Source organism: Nakamurella endophytica (genome assembly GCF_014646215.1).
Lineage (GTDB): Bacteria > Actinomycetota > Actinomycetes > Mycobacteriales > Nakamurellaceae > Nakamurella > Nakamurella endophytica.
In genome coordinates, this window is sequence record NZ_BMNA01000018.1 from 18,680 (window position 1) to 34,522 (window position 15,843).

The 15,843-nt window shown below is 74.2% G+C and carries 14 protein-coding genes; 5 read left to right on the forward strand and 9 right to left on the reverse strand.

Features of this window, described 5'->3' with window-relative positions:
• Positions 1 to 88: 88 nt before the first annotated feature.
• From solA to IEY37_RS20640, 6 genes are read right to left on the reverse strand one after another with little or no spacing between them, the layout of a single operon-like run.
• Positions 89 to 1,246 (reverse strand): N-methyl-L-tryptophan oxidase, encoded by a 1,158-nt coding sequence (solA, locus tag IEY37_RS20615; protein ID WP_188944819.1) that lies wholly within the window; start codon positions 1,244 to 1,246, stop codon positions 89 to 91.
• The gene (locus IEY37_RS20620) at positions 1,243 to 2,235 is read right to left on the reverse strand and encodes an ROK family protein (protein WP_188944820.1); all 993 of its coding nucleotides are present in this window, start codon (positions 2,233 to 2,235) and stop codon (positions 1,243 to 1,245) included. The genes solA and IEY37_RS20620 overlap by 4 nt, the downstream gene beginning before the upstream one ends.
• Positions 2,228 to 3,367 (reverse strand): SIS domain-containing protein, encoded by a 1,140-nt coding sequence (locus IEY37_RS20625; RefSeq protein WP_188944821.1) that lies wholly within the window; start codon positions 3,365 to 3,367, stop codon positions 2,228 to 2,230. The genes IEY37_RS20620 and IEY37_RS20625 overlap by 8 nt, the downstream gene beginning before the upstream one ends.
• Complete coding sequence (locus tag IEY37_RS20630) at positions 3,364 to 4,941, reverse strand: sugar ABC transporter ATP-binding protein (protein WP_188944822.1); 1,578 nt, start codon at positions 4,939 to 4,941, stop codon at positions 3,364 to 3,366. The genes IEY37_RS20625 and IEY37_RS20630 overlap by 4 nt, the downstream gene beginning before the upstream one ends.
• Complete coding sequence (locus IEY37_RS20635; protein WP_188944823.1) at positions 4,938 to 5,990, reverse strand: ABC transporter permease; 1,053 nt, start codon at positions 5,988 to 5,990, stop codon at positions 4,938 to 4,940. The genes IEY37_RS20630 and IEY37_RS20635 overlap by 4 nt, the downstream gene beginning before the upstream one ends.
• On the reverse strand, positions 5,987 to 7,198 hold the full coding sequence (locus IEY37_RS20640) for a sugar ABC transporter substrate-binding protein (RefSeq protein WP_188944824.1): 1,212 nt from the start codon (positions 7,196 to 7,198) through the stop codon (positions 5,987 to 5,989). Before IEY37_RS20640 ends, IEY37_RS20635 begins: the two co-directional genes overlap by 4 nt.
• Before the next feature lie 210 nt (positions 7,199 to 7,408).
• On the opposite strand from IEY37_RS20640, the gene IEY37_RS20645 reads away from it, so the two are divergent.
• Entirely contained in the window at positions 7,409 to 8,155 is a 747-nt protein-coding gene (locus IEY37_RS20645) for a GntR family transcriptional regulator (protein ID WP_229674718.1), read from the forward strand.
• A gap of 34 nt (positions 8,156 to 8,189) precedes the next feature.
• Here IEY37_RS20645 and IEY37_RS20650 read toward each other — a convergent pair whose 3' ends face one another.
• Positions 8,190 to 9,125: a cyclase family protein gene (locus IEY37_RS20650; RefSeq protein ID WP_188944825.1), complete on the reverse strand. Its 936-nt coding sequence runs from the start codon at positions 9,123 to 9,125 to the stop codon at positions 8,190 to 8,192.
• Positions 9,126 to 9,195: 70 nt separating this feature from the next.
• Positions 9,196 to 9,831, reverse strand: coding sequence for a maleylpyruvate isomerase N-terminal domain-containing protein (locus IEY37_RS20655; RefSeq protein WP_188944826.1), 636 nt, complete (start codon positions 9,829 to 9,831; stop codon positions 9,196 to 9,198).
• A 220-nt stretch (positions 9,832 to 10,051) separates the two neighbouring features.
• Here IEY37_RS20655 and IEY37_RS20660 point away from each other — a divergent pair, with 220 nt between their 5' ends.
• From IEY37_RS20660 to IEY37_RS20670, 3 genes are all read left to right on the forward strand, one after another.
• Positions 10,052 to 11,389 (forward strand): dicarboxylate/amino acid:cation symporter, encoded by a 1,338-nt coding sequence (locus IEY37_RS20660; RefSeq protein ID WP_188944827.1) that lies wholly within the window; start codon positions 10,052 to 10,054, stop codon positions 11,387 to 11,389.
• Positions 11,390 to 11,634: 245 nt separating this feature from the next.
• On the forward strand, positions 11,635 to 13,029 hold the full coding sequence (locus IEY37_RS20665; protein ID WP_373298406.1) for a replication-associated recombination protein A: 1,395 nt from the start codon (positions 11,635 to 11,637) through the stop codon (positions 13,027 to 13,029).
• Between the two features lie 61 nt (positions 13,030 to 13,090).
• On the forward strand, positions 13,091 to 14,059 hold the full coding sequence (locus tag IEY37_RS20670; RefSeq protein ID WP_188944828.1) for a quinone oxidoreductase family protein: 969 nt from the start codon (positions 13,091 to 13,093) through the stop codon (positions 14,057 to 14,059).
• 197 nt (positions 14,060 to 14,256) lie between these two features.
• Here IEY37_RS20670 and IEY37_RS20675 read toward each other — a convergent pair whose 3' ends face one another.
• Positions 14,257 to 14,904 carry a hypothetical protein gene (locus IEY37_RS20675; protein ID WP_188944829.1) on the reverse strand — a complete coding sequence of 216 codons (648 nt, stop codon included), beginning with the start codon at positions 14,902 to 14,904 and terminating at the stop codon, positions 14,257 to 14,259.
• A gap of 272 nt (positions 14,905 to 15,176) precedes the next feature.
• Here IEY37_RS20675 and IEY37_RS20680 point away from each other — a divergent pair, with 272 nt between their 5' ends.
• Positions 15,177 to 15,584, forward strand: coding sequence for a hypothetical protein (locus IEY37_RS20680; RefSeq protein ID WP_188944830.1), 408 nt, complete (start codon positions 15,177 to 15,179; stop codon positions 15,582 to 15,584).
• The last annotated feature ends 259 nt before the right edge of the window (positions 15,585 to 15,843 follow it).

Sequence of the window (15,843 nt, forward strand, 5' to 3'; positions counted from 1 at the left end):
CCGGGCCGCGCAGGTCGGTGCGCGGCCCGGGCGCCGGTGGCGATCGACGGGCGACCGGCTGCCGGGTCGAGCTCGAGGGCCGACCGGGTCAGGATGCCGACCCGTCGCCGCCGAACCGGTCGACCGCGAACAGGTCGATCGGGTGCTCCGTCGATCCCCGGCAGGCGAGGTCCGCGATGATCTCCCCGACGACCGGCACGAACTTGAACCCGTGGCCGGAGAAACCGGCCGAGACGACGACGTTCTCGTGGCGCGGGTGCGTGCCGATCACGAAGTCCAGGTCCGGCGTGCAGGTGTACATGCAGGCCCGCCCACGCAGGAAGGTGCCGCCGGCCAGCGCCGGGACCGTGCCGGCGAGATGCCGCCGCATCTGCTCGACCTCGTCGGAGTGGATGTCGCGGTCGAGTCGGTCGGGGTCGGCGGGACGACCATTGCGGTAGAAGGCCACCTTGACGCCGCCGCCGGGTCCGTCGATGGCCGGGAAGCCGTACAGCTGCTGCCCGGACGGTGACTCCCAGATGAAGATCGGTGCCCGGCCGAGCGCGAAGGGGCCCACGCCGGACACGGGTTGGAACCAGAACAGCAGCTGCCGCTCGACCCGCAGTGGGGGATGCAGGTCGGCAAGCAGGTCCGGCGCCCATGCACCGGGCGTCAGGACCAGCCGGTCCGCCCGGAACGTCTCGTCGGCCGTGGTGACGGTGACGCCGTGCCGGTCGGCGGACCAGCCCGACACCCGCTGGTGGGACCGCAGATCGGCGCCCTCCCGGGTCGCCCGGCGCAGGTGTGCCAGCACCGTCCGCTCGGGACGGACGAACCCGCCCCGTTCCTCGTAGAGAGCGACGGTGTCCTCCGTCGGGGTGAAGGTCGGGAAGTGTCGCCGGATGTCACCGGCATCGAGCATCCGGTGCGGAAGATCCCACTCCCGGGCGCTGGCCAGCGACCCGGCGACGGCCGCGGAACCGGCGGAGCCCATCATCAGCCCTCCGGTCTGGACGAAGATGCCCGGATCGTCGGCGTTGAGGTCGCCGTACAGCTCGTAGGAGCGGCGCAGCAACGGGACATAGGCCGGGTTCTCGAAGTAGGCCTGCCGGATGATCCTGCTGTTGCCGTGGCTGGATCCGCGGTCGTGGGCGCCCTGGAACTGCTCCAGTCCCAGGACGCGGAGCCCGCGCGATGCCAGGTGCGCGGCGCCGGCGCTGCCCATCCCGCCGAGGCCGACGACGATGACGTCCCAGCCGGCGGTCACGGGGACCGTCGCCCGGCGGCCCGGAAGGCCAGCACCGCTGCGCCTCGGACGCCGGCGGTGTTGCCGAGGGCCGCGATGCGGACCTCGGGCCGGACGGGCAGCCCGACCCCGCGGTGGACCTCGTCCCGCACCGGGTCGAGGAGCAGGTCGCCGGCCGCGGACACCCCACCGCCGATCAGGACGAGTGCAGGATCGAGGATCTCGCTGTAGACCGCCACGGCCCGGCCCAGCGCCCGGGCGGCCCGGTCCCACACCGATGCGGCTGCGCGATCCCCGCGCCGGACGCCGGCAAGGACGTCGAGGACCGTCGGGACCCGGTCCGGTGGGATGGAGGAGGCGCCCCCGCCCAGTGCGTACGCGGCCCCGATCGCCGGCGCGGACGCGATCGTCTCGACGCAGCCGCGCTTGCCGCACGGACACGGAGGACCGTCGGGATCGACGATCACGTGCGCGATCTCACCGCCGTAGCCGTGTGCCCCGGTGCGGAGCTCGCCGTCGACGAGCGCGGCCGCACCCACGCCTGTGCCGACGGTGACGAAGAGCGCGTCACGCACACCGGGATGGGTGGCCAGCTCCGCCCGGGCCGCGGTCCGGACGTCGTGGTCGACGGCGGTCGGGAGTCCGGTGGCTTCCCGGACCAGGTCGGCGAACGGGACGTCACGCCAGCCGAGCAGCATGGACGACACGCCACGACCGGTCGACGCGTCGACGATCCCGGGGACGACCATCCCGACGGCGCGGACGTCGAACCCGGCGTCGCGGGCCACCCGGACCGTGTCGGCGGCGATCGCGACGACCTGCCCCGGGAGCTGGGCGGAGCCGCGCAGGTGGGCGGTGGGCACGGGGGCCTGCGGGTAGGTCGTTCCGTCCTCCCGCACCAGTGCGACCTTCGCGGACGAGCCGCCGACGTCGATCGCGAGTGCCCACCGGCCGCCGCGGTCGCACTCGGGCAGGGTCCCGTCGGCCGTGCGGACGGGCGCCTCAGCCACGGATGGGTCCGGGCGGCAGGTCGACGACATGCGGGTCGACCACCGGCGACGTCGTCTTGTCCAGGTTGTTGACCCGCTCGGGGTCCTTGCCCAGCAGCATCGTCCGGTGCCACGACAGGTACTGGAAGAACGGCAGGTACAGGTTGGGCCACAGCCAGTCGGGCAGCTCCGCCGGCAGCTCGACGAGTTCGGCCTCGGCGGGGAAGCCGCCGCTGCCGCTCGGCGCGAGGACGATCGGTCGGTGGCCCAGCGTCACCGCGTCGGCGGCCAGGATCCGGTCGTACGGTGCGGTGGCGGGCGTGGACGCCAGGATGAGCGCCGTGCGGGCCGACAGGCCGGCGATCGGCCCGTGGCGGTACTCCAGGGCCGCCACCGACTCGCTCGGCAGCTGGGTCATCTCCTGCAGCTTCAGCACGCCCTCGGCGCACACGGCGGACGTCGGTCCCGACCCGAGCAGGACGTAGTGCCCGTGCTGGCGCGCGGCGATGCGGGCGGCGACCGCCTCGAGGTCCGGGAGCAGCCTGTCGACGGCGTCGACGAGCGCCGTGAAGCCGGCCGGGTAGGGGCCGCCACGCGGGTCGCCGTCCGCCCGCGAGACGGCGGCGGCCAGCCACTGGCCGGCGAGCAGCAGGTTGGAGAAGGACTGGGTCATCACCCGTCCCTCCTCGCCGACGTGCCGCAGGGCGATCGGTGCGGTGGCCAGGTCCAGCAGCGGTGCGGTGTCCGCCAGGCTGAGGGCGACCGTGGGCAGGGAACGCTCGCGGGCGATCTCCAGGGCACGCACGACCTCGGTGGTGGTGCCGGTCCGGGACACCCCGACGACCACACTGCCCGGGGACAGATAGGTATCGGGCAGCAGCCACAGCTCGGAGCTGGGGACGCCGATGGCCGTCCGGTCGGAGAGGGTCGACAGCAGGGTCGCCGCCGAGAGGCCCGCGTAGTAGGACGATCCGCACCCGGTGAAGACGAACCGGGGTGCGGACAGCACGGCGTCCGGCAGCTCCGTGGCCTGCAGCTGTTCGAGGGTCCGGCGCAGCGTGGACCCCTGGCGGTCGAGGTCCCGGTGGGTGCGCGTGTCGGTGTCGAACCGGGTCGCCGTGGCGGCGGTACCGGTGTCCGTTGCGTCGATCATGGCTGTGGGCCGCCTGTTCGGTTGACTGCACGGTCGGTGGTGCGGAGCGGCGCGGTGTCCCTGGGCCGGCGACCGAGCGACATCCGCAGCAGCGATTCGGCGGTGGCGGAGGCCGCCGGCAGTTCCCCGGTGACGGTGCCGGCGCGGAGGACCACCACCCGGTCGGCCAGCGTGAGCACCTCGGGCACGTCGGAGGACACGAGCACGACGGCCGTACCGGCGTCGGCCAGCCGGAAGAGCAGCCGGTAGATCTCGAAGCGGACGCGGATGTCGATGCCCTGCGTCGGTTCGATGAGCACCAGCACCTGCGGCCGGAGCTCGAGCCACTTGCCGATCGCGACCTTCTGCTGGTTGCCACCCGAGAGCGTGCCGACGGCGACCGAAGGGTCGGCAGCCTTGACCGCCAGCTCCCGGATCTGGTGGCCGGCCAGGGCCCGCTCCCGGGACCGGTCCAGGAAGCCGAGTCGGCTCACGGTCCGCAGCGACGGCAGTGACAGGTTCCTCCGCACGGACAGCGGTCCGATCACGCCCTCGCGAGCGCGGTCCGCGGGCACGCCCACCACTCCGGCGGCGATGGCCCGGCGAGGCGTCAGGCGGATCGCCCGGCCGCGGATCTCGATCGCGCCCCGCAGGACCGGGGCTGCGCCGAGCAGCGCCATCCCGACGTCCTCCTTGCCCGACCCGGTCACGCCGGCGAGGGCGACGATCTCGCCGCTGTGGACCGACAGGTCGACGTCGTGGAACCCGGGGCCCGACGCGCCGCGGAGCCGTACCGCCGGCGTCTCCCCGGTCCTGGGGCGCGGCGCGCGGGGCGGCAGGGCGGCCCTGGCCGCCTCGCCGACCATGGCGTCGACGAGGTCGTCGGGTGTCAGCTCGCCGATGGGTGCCGTCAGCACGTGGCGCCCGTCCCGCAGCACCGTGACCGCGCGCGCGATGCGGAAGATCTCGTCCAGCCGGTGGGACACGAACAGGACCGACACGCCGTCGTCGGCGAGCCCGGCCACGATCGCGAACAACGCGTCGACCTCGCGCGAGCTCAGCGCCGCGGTCGGTTCGTCCATGATCAGCAGTCGGCAGTTCCGGTGGACGGCACGCGCGATGTCGACCATCTGCCGGTCGGCCAGCGACAGCCCGCCGACGACGGCGCCGGGATCGATGTGCCCTGCGCCGACCCGGTGCAACGCCGTGCGGGTGACGTCCCGGGCAGCGGCGACGTCGAGGAACACGCCCAGCCGCCGCGGGGTCGCACCGAGCAGCAGGTTCTCGACCACGGTCCGGTCGGGCAGCAGGTTCTGCTCCTGGTACAGCGTCGAGATGCCCTGGCGCAGCGCCTCGACGGGTGTCGTGGGCCGGTCGGCACCGCTCCAGGAGGTGATGGTGCCGGCGTCCGGCGCTTCGACCCCGGACAGGATCCGGATGAGGGTGGACTTGCCGGCTCCGTTCTCGCCGACCAGTGCGTGCACCTGGCCCCGGGCGATCTGGAACGAGACGTCGCGCAGGGCCCGGACCCCCGGGTAGCTCTTGCTCACGCCGGACACCACCAGGGCCGGCGCGGCAGGGTCGCCCGCGCTCACGCCCGCCGCCACCGGTCCAGCGCGAGCGCCGCGATGAGGATGGCACCCGAGACGACCTGCTGGGTGTACCCGTCCACACCGAGCAGGATGAGCCCGTTCGTAATGGTCGCCAAGAAGATCGACGCGACCAGCACGTCCTGGATGCGGCCGCGCCCGCCGGTCAGGCTGACCCCGCCCAGCACCACCGCGGTGATCACCGGGAACAGCAGGTCGGTCCCCAGGCCGCCGGAGGCGGCGTTCAGTCGGGACACCTGCATCAGTCCGCCGAGACCGGCGAGCAGGCCGGCCAGGGTGAAGGTGCCGGCCTTGACGACGTCGACCCGGATGCCGGCCAGGAAGCTGGCGCGCGGATTGTTGCCGACCGCGTAGACCCGGGCTCCGTACCCCGTCCGGTTCAGCAGCACCCAGGCGGCGATGTAGCACAGGAACATCAGGATGACCGGGAACGGGATGCCCGCGATGTAGCCGTTCGACAGGAACGCCAGCGGGCGCAGCTCGTCGCCGAACAGCGTCTGACCGCCGGTGAGCAGGAACGCCACGCCGCCCAGCACGCTCATCATGCCGAGGGTCGCCATGAAGGAGTTGATCCGCAGTGCGGTGACCAGGAGTCCGTTGACCAGCCCGGCGAGGGCACCGACGAGGAGCCCGACGACAGCGGCCACCCCGACGTCCACACCGGCCGACAGCAGCGCCCGGGCGCTCAGCACCCCCGCGACGGAAACCATGGCTCCTGCGGAGAGGTCGATCTCGCCCAGGAGAATGATCAAGGTGGCGCCGATGGCGACCACGCCGATCGTCGAGGACTGGCGCAGCACCAGCAGGACATTGGTGCGGGTGAGGAACCCGTCCGTCGCCACCGCCAGGAACACGACCCAGACCAGCAGGATGACCAGCAGTCCGTTCTGGGTCAGCAATCGGCGCGCCGGACCGCGTCCGCGTCGCGTCCCGAGATCCGGGTCGGCGCCGACGACCGGCTCGGCGGTGGTCTCCGGTGACGGCGTCGCATCGCCGGCCGGACGGGTCTCCGCGGCGCTGCCGCCGGCGCTCACGACGTCACGGTCTTGACCGGCACGGTGGTGTACTGGGCGACGCTGCCGCCGGCGATCAGCTTGCCGATGGCCTCGACCGCCGCCTTGCCGGTCAGCCCGGGTTGGGTGTCCACGCTGGCCTTGAAGATGCCGCCCTGCGCGATCAGGCTGCGCGCCTTGGACTCCGCGTCGCATCCGACCACGAAGGCGTTCGCCCCGGTCTTCTGGGCTCCCTCGAAAGCCTGCACCGCCCCGTAGCCCCCGGCGTCGTTCACGGACACGACTCCACCCAGGTCCGGGTACTTCTGCAGGAGCGACTCGCTCGCGGTGAGTCCGGCGTCCTGCGTGCCGCCGGTCACCCGGGCGACGATCTTGGCCTCCGGAGCACCGGCCTTGATGGCGGCCACCATGGCGTCTGCGCGGATGACGACGTTGGGCTGGCTGGGGTAGTCCAGGATGGCGATCTGCACCGCGCCGCGGCCCTTGGCGATGGCGGCCGCTGCCTCCCCGGCGGACGTACCGAGGTCCTTGTCGTTGATGGCGACGGAGTAGCCCCCGGCCTCCTTGGCGACCTGGTCGCCGGCGAACTGCACGACGGTCACACCCTGTGCCTCCGCCGCCTTGACCGCCCCGATCATGGCCGGCGGATCGGTGAGCACGACGACCATGTACTTGACGCCCTGCGACACCAGGTTCTCGATACCGGCCACGCCCTTGGCGGCGTCGAACTGGTAGTCGACGACCGACGTCTTCAGGCCCAGCGCGGCCGCCTCCTGCTTCGCCCCGTCCACGACGTTCGCCAGGTACTCGGAGGACAGCGGCGCCAGGATGCCGACGGTGACGTCGCCGCCCTTGGCCTTGACCGCAGCGACCTGGTCCGCGGTCAGCGTGAGGTCGTCCACCGAGCCGGTCTTGCCGCTGAGCTGACCGGAGCCCCCGGTACCGGCGCTCGACGCGCCGCCGGACGTCGACTGCGACGAACTGCCGGCAGTCCCGGTGGGCGGCGCTGCGGAGGTGGCGCCGGCGGTTCCGGACGCCGTCGTCGGGCTCGCTGCCGAGCTCGACGCCGGACCCGACGCCGAGCTCGACGTCGTCGTGGCCGCCGAGGACGAGGTCGCGGCGCCACCGGGCGCGTCGGTACTGCATCCGCCCAGCGCCACCGCGCCGGCCAGCAAGCCGGCCAGCACGATCGCGCGGCGGCCGCCTCCCAGGACCCATCGACCGGACATCCTGGCCACCTCTCGCTCGAGCTGGAACGCCGGCCACCCGGTGCCAAGCAGTGGTCCGTCGACTGGCCTTACTGGTACAGACCACGGATCGTACGGTCGCGCCGTCACCTGTCAAGACCTGCGGGGATAACGGCTACTCGATCGTCGATCGCCGCGCTCTGGTCAGGACCAGTTGTCCCACGGGCTGTCGACGCCCGGTACGCTCGGCGGGTGACCGCACCATCCGACGCCCGGCGCGCGCCGCTCTACCAGGAGATCGCCGGGCGCATCGCAGCCGACCTGGAGGATTCCCTGCTCCCGGGTGGCCGGCTGCCGTCCGAGCGGACGCTGTGCGACAAGTACCGGGTCAGCCGGGTCACGATGCGGTCGGCATTGGCGGTGCTCGCCGACCGGGGGCAGTTGCGGGCCGCTCCGGCGCGGGGATGGTTCGTACCGGGCAGGTCGGGCGGGACCGTCGGAGGGGCCGTGCTGCAGGGGTTCTCCGAGACGGCGGCCGCACAGGGTCAGCTGACCTCCGCCCGGGTGCTGGCTGCGGACACCCGTCCGGCGACCTTGGACGAGGCCGAGGACTTCGGCATCGTCGCCGGCGCACCGATCTTCGAGCTGCGCAGGGTCCGCTTCCTCGGTGGACTGGTGATCGCGGTGGACCACAGCAGGGTCCCGGTCGAGTTGTGTCCGGACATCGGCGCCCACGACTTCACGGTGGAGTCGTTGTACGCGGTGCTGCGTGGCTCGTCCCCGCCGGTCCTCCCGGTGCGGGCGGAGTACTCGGTCGAGGCGATCGCGCCGGGGGCCGAGGACGCCGCCCTGCTGGAGCTGCCCACCGGTATCCCGCTCCTGGTCGCCAGTCAGCGCACGTTCGACCGGACCGGACGCACCGTCGAACTGGGGCGGACGTCCTACCGTGGCGACCGGTACCGGTTCCGGGCGACGATCGGATCGGCCGCCACACCGTGAGCCGTGGGCCGGGATCCGCAGTGACCGAAGGCGTCTAGAACACCGCGAGCGGATTGACCGGTGAGCCGGTCCCGCCCTCGATGACCAGCGGCGCCACGGTGAGCAGGAACTCCCACCGCTGCAGGCGGTGGCAGGTCGCGACGAGCTCGGTCATCGACGGGCAGTCCAGCAGCACCAGACCCATGCGGGCGATACCGAGCTGGTGCAACGGCATGGGTACCGCCCCCGGGGAGTCGGGGAACTGTTCGATGCAGTCGCCGGAGTAGACCGCGACCGAGCGCGCATGCAGCCACGCGACCGCGTCGAGGGTGAGTCCGGCGCGGACGGACGGATCCTCGTCCCCCTGCACCCGCTCCCTGGCCTCCAGCCCGACGTGCACGAAGACGGCATCGCCGGCGCGGACCCGCGTCCCGGCCAGGTCCTCCGCGGCTTCCAGGTCGGCCTGCGTCACGGGCGCCGTCGGCTCCAGCCACGGCCGGCCCGTCGCGGCGGCCACGTCCAACAGCACACCGCGGGTGACGATGCCGGCCCGCAGCGCCGCGACGTCCAGTGCGCGGAGACCCGCCATGTCGACGACATCGGCCGCGCGGCGACCGTTGTAGCCCACCCCGTCCAGGAACATGTGCCCCAGGGCATCCAGGTGGGTGTTGGCCAGACCGTGGATCTGGAGGTGGATGCTGTCGGCCGTCGCGTACGGCCGTTCCGTCTCCAGATGCATGACGTGCCAGGCGGGACGCGGGTTGGTCGGTCCCGGGCGGGTGGCGACGGGCTTGGCCAACGACACGGTGACGCCCAGGCGCACGAGTCCGGCGGCCGCCACGACGACGTCCGGGGTGATGTGGTTCAACGTGCCGCGCTGGTCGTCGGCACCCCACCTGCCCGAGTTGTCGCACCGCCGGGCCAGCTCGATCGCCGACGCACCGTCGGTCGCGGACCGATCCGGTTCCGCGCTGGCATCCCTGTCCGTCACGCGGAACAGTGTGCAAGCTGCGGTGCGGGTCCGCTGCGCCCGGCACGGCTGCCGGCGCGCCGGATCCGGTTCAGCCCTCGAGCAGGCTGAATCCCTCCGGCAGCGCCGTGCGGCCGGTCAACGCCAGCAGCAGCGGTCCGGAGACCTGCCGGTCGACGGCCAGATCCGCGGCCAGGGCGAGCGACGCGGCGGCGGCGGCGTCCGGCACCGCCGGTGCGACGCCGATCGCGACGGCGAGGTCACAGGTGTGCACCGTGAGCTCGAAGGTGCGGGTCGGCAGGTAGTCGACCAGCCGCAGGCGCCCGACCGGGCTGTCGACGGCGTCGTCCGGTCCGGCGGCCGCGACCCGGGCCAGCACCCGGCTCGCGATCGCGGCGACGGAGCCGGCCAGGTCCTCGCCGAGCGCCGCCCCGGCCGCCCGGCCCCGCTCGGCGACCGCCACCGGGTCGGCGAGTGCCGCCTGTGCCCGCCGGTAGTACGCGGCGGGCGATGCCATGTCCACGGCACCGGCGGTCGAGTCCTGCAGGTAGTTCTCGACCGTGAGCAACGCGCGGCCGGTGTGCCCGACGAGGTCTCGCACGGTCCACACCCCCAGCGCCGGCCGGTCCGGCTGCCCGGCCGCGTCCCCGGCGGTGGTGACGAACCACGTCGCCGCAGCGGCGAAGCCGGCGCGCACCGACGCCCAGCGGTCCGGAGGTGTCGACATGGACCGACTGTAGGGGCGCCGGACCCGGCGCACGACCCGGCAGCCGGTGCGGTGCGAGCGGGTCACGGTTGCTGGGAAAGGTCTGTGAGCGGGGTCGCAGGACGGCTCGGAATCGCACGGCGTCGCGACCGGTTGCCCAGGGTGGCCCGATGGTCGGGCCCCGACCGGCTCCCGCCCGCCCCTGCGGCGAGGCGCCCGTCACGTCCGTGGAGGTCCTTTCGTGGTGCTGTTGCGTGCGGTACGCCGGGTCCCGTTCTGGGCCCAGACCCTGATCGGTCTGGCCATCGGGATCCTGCTCGGTTTCCTGGCCAGGGTCGGCGACATCGCCTGGCTGGACTCGACCCTCACCCAGGTCGGGTCGATCTTCGTGTCCCTGCTCCGGGCGGTCGTCGCGCCGCTCATCCTGCTGGCCCTGCTGGTGTCGATCTCCCGGCTCGGCCAGGTCACCAACGCCGCCCGGCTGGCCGTCCGGACGGTGCTCTGGTTCGCCGCCACCGCGCTCATCTCGGTGGTCATCGGCATGGTGATCGGGCTGGTGACCAACCCCGGTCGTGGCACCGGCCTGTCCACCGCGGACGCCCAGTTCACCGGGCGCAGCGGCGGCTGGACCGACTTCCTGACCGGCCTCGTGCCCAGCAACTTCCTGGGTCTGCAGGCCAACACGTCGGTCTCGGACGGCGCGGCGACGACCTCGGTGTCGTTCAACGTGCTCCAGCTCGTCGTCATCGGGATCGTCCTGGGCGCAGCGGTCCTGCGCACCGGAGCCAAGGCACAGCCGCTGGTCGCGTTCGCCGACTCGGCGCTGACCGTGGTGCAGAAGGTGCTGTGGTGGATCATCCGGCTGGCCCCGATCGGCTCGGCCGGCCTCATCGGCCACGCCGTCGCGGACTACGGCTGGGACCTGATCGGCCCGCTCGGCCTGTTCGTCGTCGACGTCTACGTCGGCTGCCTGATCGTGCTGTTCGGCCTGTACCCGGCACTGCTGCGGATGCACCGGCTGCGCCCGGGCAAGTTCCTGGCCGGCGCCTGGCCCGCCATCACGCTGGGCTTCGTGTCCCGGTCCTCCGTCGGCACCATGCCGGTGACCCAGGCGGTGACCACCCGCAACCTCGGCGTCCCGCAGGAGTACGCCAGCTTCGCCGTGCCTCTGGGCGCCACCACCAAGATGGACGGCTGCGCCGCCATCTACCCGGCCATCGCGGCGATCTTCGTGGCGCAGGTCTTCGGCATCCACCTGTCGTTGACGGACTACCTGCTGATCGCGTTCGTGTCGGTGATCGGCTCCGCGGCCACCGCCGGCCTGACCGGCGCCGTGGTCATGCTGACCCTGACGCTGTCCACCCTGGGCCTGCCGCTGGCCGGCGTCGGCCTGCTGCTGGCGATCGACCCGATCCTGGACATGATGCGGACCGCGACCAACGTGGCCGGCCAGGCTCTGGTCCCGGTGCTGGTGGCCAAGCGCGAGGGCATCCTCGACCTGGCCCGGTACGACGGCCCGAACGGCGACGGCGTCAGCGACGCCGAGCCGGTCAAGGCGCCGGTCGCCGCGGCGGCCTGACCCGCCAGGTCGGCGCGCGCGAGCGCCTCGACCACCGCACGACCCGGACGCCGGTCGCCCCGCTGGGGTGGCCGGCGTCCGCGCGTCCGGCCCGCCCCCGTCCGCCGGCCGCGCGGCACGCCCGCCCGTCGTCCGGTGTCGGCGCCGGTCACTACGCTCGGCCGCGTGCGGGTACCAGGTCGGGAGCAGCGGTGTGCCACCGTCGCGGTGACCCCGTGACCGGCACCGAACCCGGACTCTTCGGCGTGTTCGACGAGCCCGCCGCGTCGACCGACCTGCCGTCGCCGCGTCCCGGCGACGCGGTGGACCCGGCCGCGCCGCTGGCCGTCCGGATGCGGCCGCGCACCCTCGACGAGGTGGTCGGGCAGGGCCACCTGCTCGGTCCCGGCGCCCCGCTGCGGCGCCTGGTGGAGGGCGGCCCGCCGGCCTCGATGCTGCTGTACGGCCCGCCGGGTACCGGCAAGACCACGCTGGCCACCCTGGTCGCCGGTGCCACCGGCCGCCGGTTCGCCCAGCTGTCGGCGCTGTCCGCGGGCGTCAAGGAGGTGCGGGCGGTGATCGCCGAGGCTGCGGCCGCGCTCCGCCGGACCGGCGAGCAGACCGTGCTGTTCATCGACGAGGTGCATCGGTTCTCCAAGACCCAGCAGGACTCGCTGCTGGCCGCCGTCGAGAACCGGACCGTCATCCTGGTCGGCGCCACCACCGAGAACCCGTTCTTCTCGGTCGTCTCACCGCTGCTGTCCCGGTCGCTGGTCCTGCAGCTGCACCCGCTGACGCCCGACGAGGTCGGGCAGCTGGTGGACCGCGCCGTCACCGACCCGCGCGGACTGGACGGCACGGTGCAGCTCGCCGTGCCGGCCCGCGCGCAGGTGGTGGCGCTGGCCGACGGCGACGGCCGGCGGGCGTTGACCGCGCTCGAGGCGGCCGCCGACGGCGCGCGGTCCCGGGCCGGTGGGCGGGTGCCGGACGCCGGCCCGGTCACCGTCGAGGTGGCCGACGTCGAACGGGCGGTGGACCGCGCGGCCGTGCGCTACGACCGCGACGGCGACCAGCACTACGACGTGATCAGCGCGTTCATCAAGTCGATCCGCGGGTCGGACGTCGACGCCGCGCTGCACTACCTGGCCCGCATGATCGAGGCGGGCGAGGACCCGCGGTTCATCGCCCGGCGGCTGATGGTGCACGCCTCCGAGGACATCGGCATGGCGGACCCGACGGCGCTGCAGGCGGCGGTGGCCGCGGCGCAGGTGGTGCAGCTGGTCGGGCTCCCGGAGGCGCGGATCGGGTTGGCGCAGGCCACGATCCACCTGGCCACCGCCCCGAAGTCGAACGCGGTCGTGGTGGCGATCGACGAGGCGGTGGCCGACGTGCGGGCCGGCCGCGCCGGCGGCGTCCCGCGCCACCTGCGGGACGGCCACTACCCGGGGGCGGCGGCGCTGGGCAACGCGCGGAGGTACGTGTACCCGCCGGACACCGCGGACGGGGTTCCCGCCCAGCAGTACCCGCCGGACGAACTCGTCGGCCGGGACTACTTCCGTCCCGCCGGCCGCGGCGGGGAACGCGAGCTCGCCGAGCGGTTGCCGCGGCTGCGGCGCGCCGTCCGCGGCGGATCCTCGACCCCGCCGGTCGAGCAGCAGTGACCGCGGGCCCCGGACGGGCCCGGTGATCGTGCCGGCACCACGCCGGGGGAGGAGCGGACCCATGACCTTCGCCATGCAGGTGTCCGAGGTGGGCGGCCCGGAGGTGCTGCGCCCGGCCGAGATCGAGCTCGGGGACACCGGTCCCGGCCGCGCGCGGGTCGCGGTCGCGGCCGCGGGCGTCAACTTCGTCGACATCTACCGGCGCACCGGCGTGTACCCGGCCGAGCTGCCCACCGTGCTGGGCGCCGAGGGTTCCGGGGTGGTGACGGCCGTGGGGGACGGGGTCGACACGGTCCGGGTGGGCTATCGGGTCGCCTGGTGCGACGTGCCCGGGTCGTACGCCGCCGAGGTCGACGCCCCGGCGGACCGGCTGGTGCCGGTCCCGGCCGGGGTGGACATGGAGCACGCCGCGGCCCTGCCCCTGCAGGGACTGACGGCGCACTACCTGGCGTCGGACTCCTACCGGATCCGCCCGGGCGACACCGTGCTGGTGCACGCCGGCGCCGGCGGTGTCGGGTTGCTGCTCACCCAGATCGCCGTGCTCCGCGGCGCCACCGTCCTGACCACCGTCTCGACCGAGGACAAGGCAGAGCTGTCCAGGGCCGCCGGTGCGGCGCACGTCCTGGTCGGCTACCAGGACTTCCCGCGGTGGGTCCGCGAGCTGACCGGCGGGCGCGGGGTGCAGGCGGTCTACGACGGCGTCGGGCGCGACACCTTCGACGGCTCCCTGGACGCGCTGGCCGTCCGCGGCTTCCTGGTGCTGTTCGGCGGCGCCTCCGGCCAGGTGCCGCCGTTCGACCCGCAGCGGCTCAGCAGCGGGGGATCGCTGTCCCTGACCAGGCCGACGCTCGGGCACTTCGTGCACGGTCGTGACGAGCTGGTCCGGCGCTCGACGGAGCTGTTCGACTGGCTGGGAGCGGGCCGGCTCGACGTCCGGATCGGTGGCACCTACCCGCTCGCCGACGCCGGCCGCGCGCACGAGGACCTCGCCGGCCGGCGGACCACCGGGAAGCTCCTGCTGCTGCCCTGACCCTCGTCCGAGCGGACCCTCAGTGCGGGTCGGGACGGCTCCGCTCGACGTCCGCGAGTTCCTCCTCGGGACGCGGCGGCACGGTCTCGTCCTCCTCGAGGACCTCCAGCGGCGGCTCGTCGTGCGGGGTCTCGGTCACCGCCGCACGGTACCGCGGCGCCCGCACCGGGCGGCCCGGCGCCGGTCGGCGGCCGGGGTCAGCCCTGCACCACCTGGCCGTCCGGGCAGGCGTTGTCGACGACCTCGACCTTGCACACCGAGCCGTCCTTCCAGGCGGCGGTGGATCCGCTCTCCCCGATCCGCACCACCTGCACCACGCTCACCGCCGCGAACCCGACCGCCAGCACGCCCAGGACCACCCGGACCGCGAGGGACGTCAGCACGGAGGGCCGGGCGGGCGCGGGAGTGGTGCGGGTCCGCACGGCGACCGGCGCCGATCCGGCAGCGCCGGTGGTCTCCGCCGAGCCGTCCGTCGAGCCGTCCGTCGAGCCGGTCGTGGGGGCGCCGGCCCGGGCTGCCCGCCCGGTCCACCACGGCACGGCCCAGGCCGCGACCGCGACGACGAAGAGGCCGATCACCCAGGGGAGCAGCTCGTCGCCCAGCTGCGTGTGCCGGCGGACCAGGTCGTTGACCGACACGTGGCGCATCAGCCACTCGCCCGCGTTCGTGGCCAGCGGCACCGAGGCCAGCGCCAGCAGCGCGACGACCGGGGTGACGACGCCGAGCCGCCGTCGGGCGGCCGGCCAGACCGCCGACAGCACGGTGAGCAGCGCGGCGAGCGGGACGCCCACCACCACGAAGTGGACGATCAGGATGTGCGCGGGCAGGCCGTTGACTTGGTCCACGGACGCCTCCCTCTCTCGTGTCCCGGCGGGTCGGCGGCCGCCGGTCCGCACCACGGCGTCGGGGTGGGACGCCGGCGCCAGTGTCAACGCCGGTGGGAGCTGAAAGGTTCAACAGAACCGGGACCGGCCCCACCCGACCGGCCGACGGGACGGAAGCGGTGCTGCCCGTGCTGCCCGTGCTGCCCGAACCGCCGGGTACGCTGACCCGACGTCCGCGCGGGCCGCCCTCGACGGGCCGGGTCCGCCGCCGGGTGCCCGGGGACGTCGGCGCGGTGCACGAGAGGGGAATCCGGACGGTGAAGCGGATCTACTACTTCGGCGCCGGCGTGGCCGTCGGTGCGCTGGCCACCCGCCGCACCCGGCGTGCCAAGGAAGCCGCCCGCGCCGCGCTCGCCGCCAAGCTGACGCCCTCCGCGGTCGCCGCCGATGTCGCCGACGCCATCGCCGAGCTGGGCAACGCCGTCGGGTCGTTCGCCGCCGACGTCCGCCAGGGGGCCGCCAACCGGCGCGCCCAGTACCGCCCGATGATCGACAACGCCACCGGCGCCGTGGCGCTGCTCGCGCCGGACCAGCTCGGCCCGCAGCCGGTGCCCGGCATCGCGGCCTCCGTGGTGACCGCCGCGCCGGACGCCGTTCCCGCGGCCACCGCCGGCCCGGCCGCAGCCCGCCGCACCGCCTGAGCCGCCGCCGGTCACCGCGCCGGCCGTCACCCCGGGCGGCCTCCGCCCGGACCGGGAGCGCGCCGGCCGGGAGCCGCGGATCGTCCGGCCCCGACCCGACGCCGAGGTCGACCCGGCGACGGCGCCCCGGTCGGCCACCCGGCACGGATCGGGACCGTCGCCGGCCGGGCGACAATGACCCGGTGTGCGGCGGTGGCCACGCACGGCCCTGCCCGCGGTGACAATGACGCGGCGCCGCAGGTCGCCGGGCCGCCACAAT

What these genes read in the sequence shown, in the direction of transcription:
- IEY37_RS20625 (WP_188944821.1), bottom strand. Translation starts at nt 3,367, where the DNA reads ATGATCGACGCAACGGACACCGGTACCGCCGCCACGGCGACCCGGTTC.
- IEY37_RS20640 (WP_188944824.1), bottom strand. Translation starts at nt 7,198, where the DNA reads ATGTCCGGTCGATGGGTCCTGGGAGGCGGCCGCCGCGCGATCGTGCTG.
- IEY37_RS20655 (WP_188944826.1), bottom strand. Translation starts at nt 9,831, where the DNA reads ATGTCGACACCTCCGGACCGCTGGGCGTCGGTGCGCGCCGGCTTCGCC.
- IEY37_RS20670 (WP_188944828.1), top strand. Translation starts at nt 13,091, where the DNA reads ATGACCTTCGCCATGCAGGTGTCCGAGGTGGGCGGCCCGGAGGTGCTG.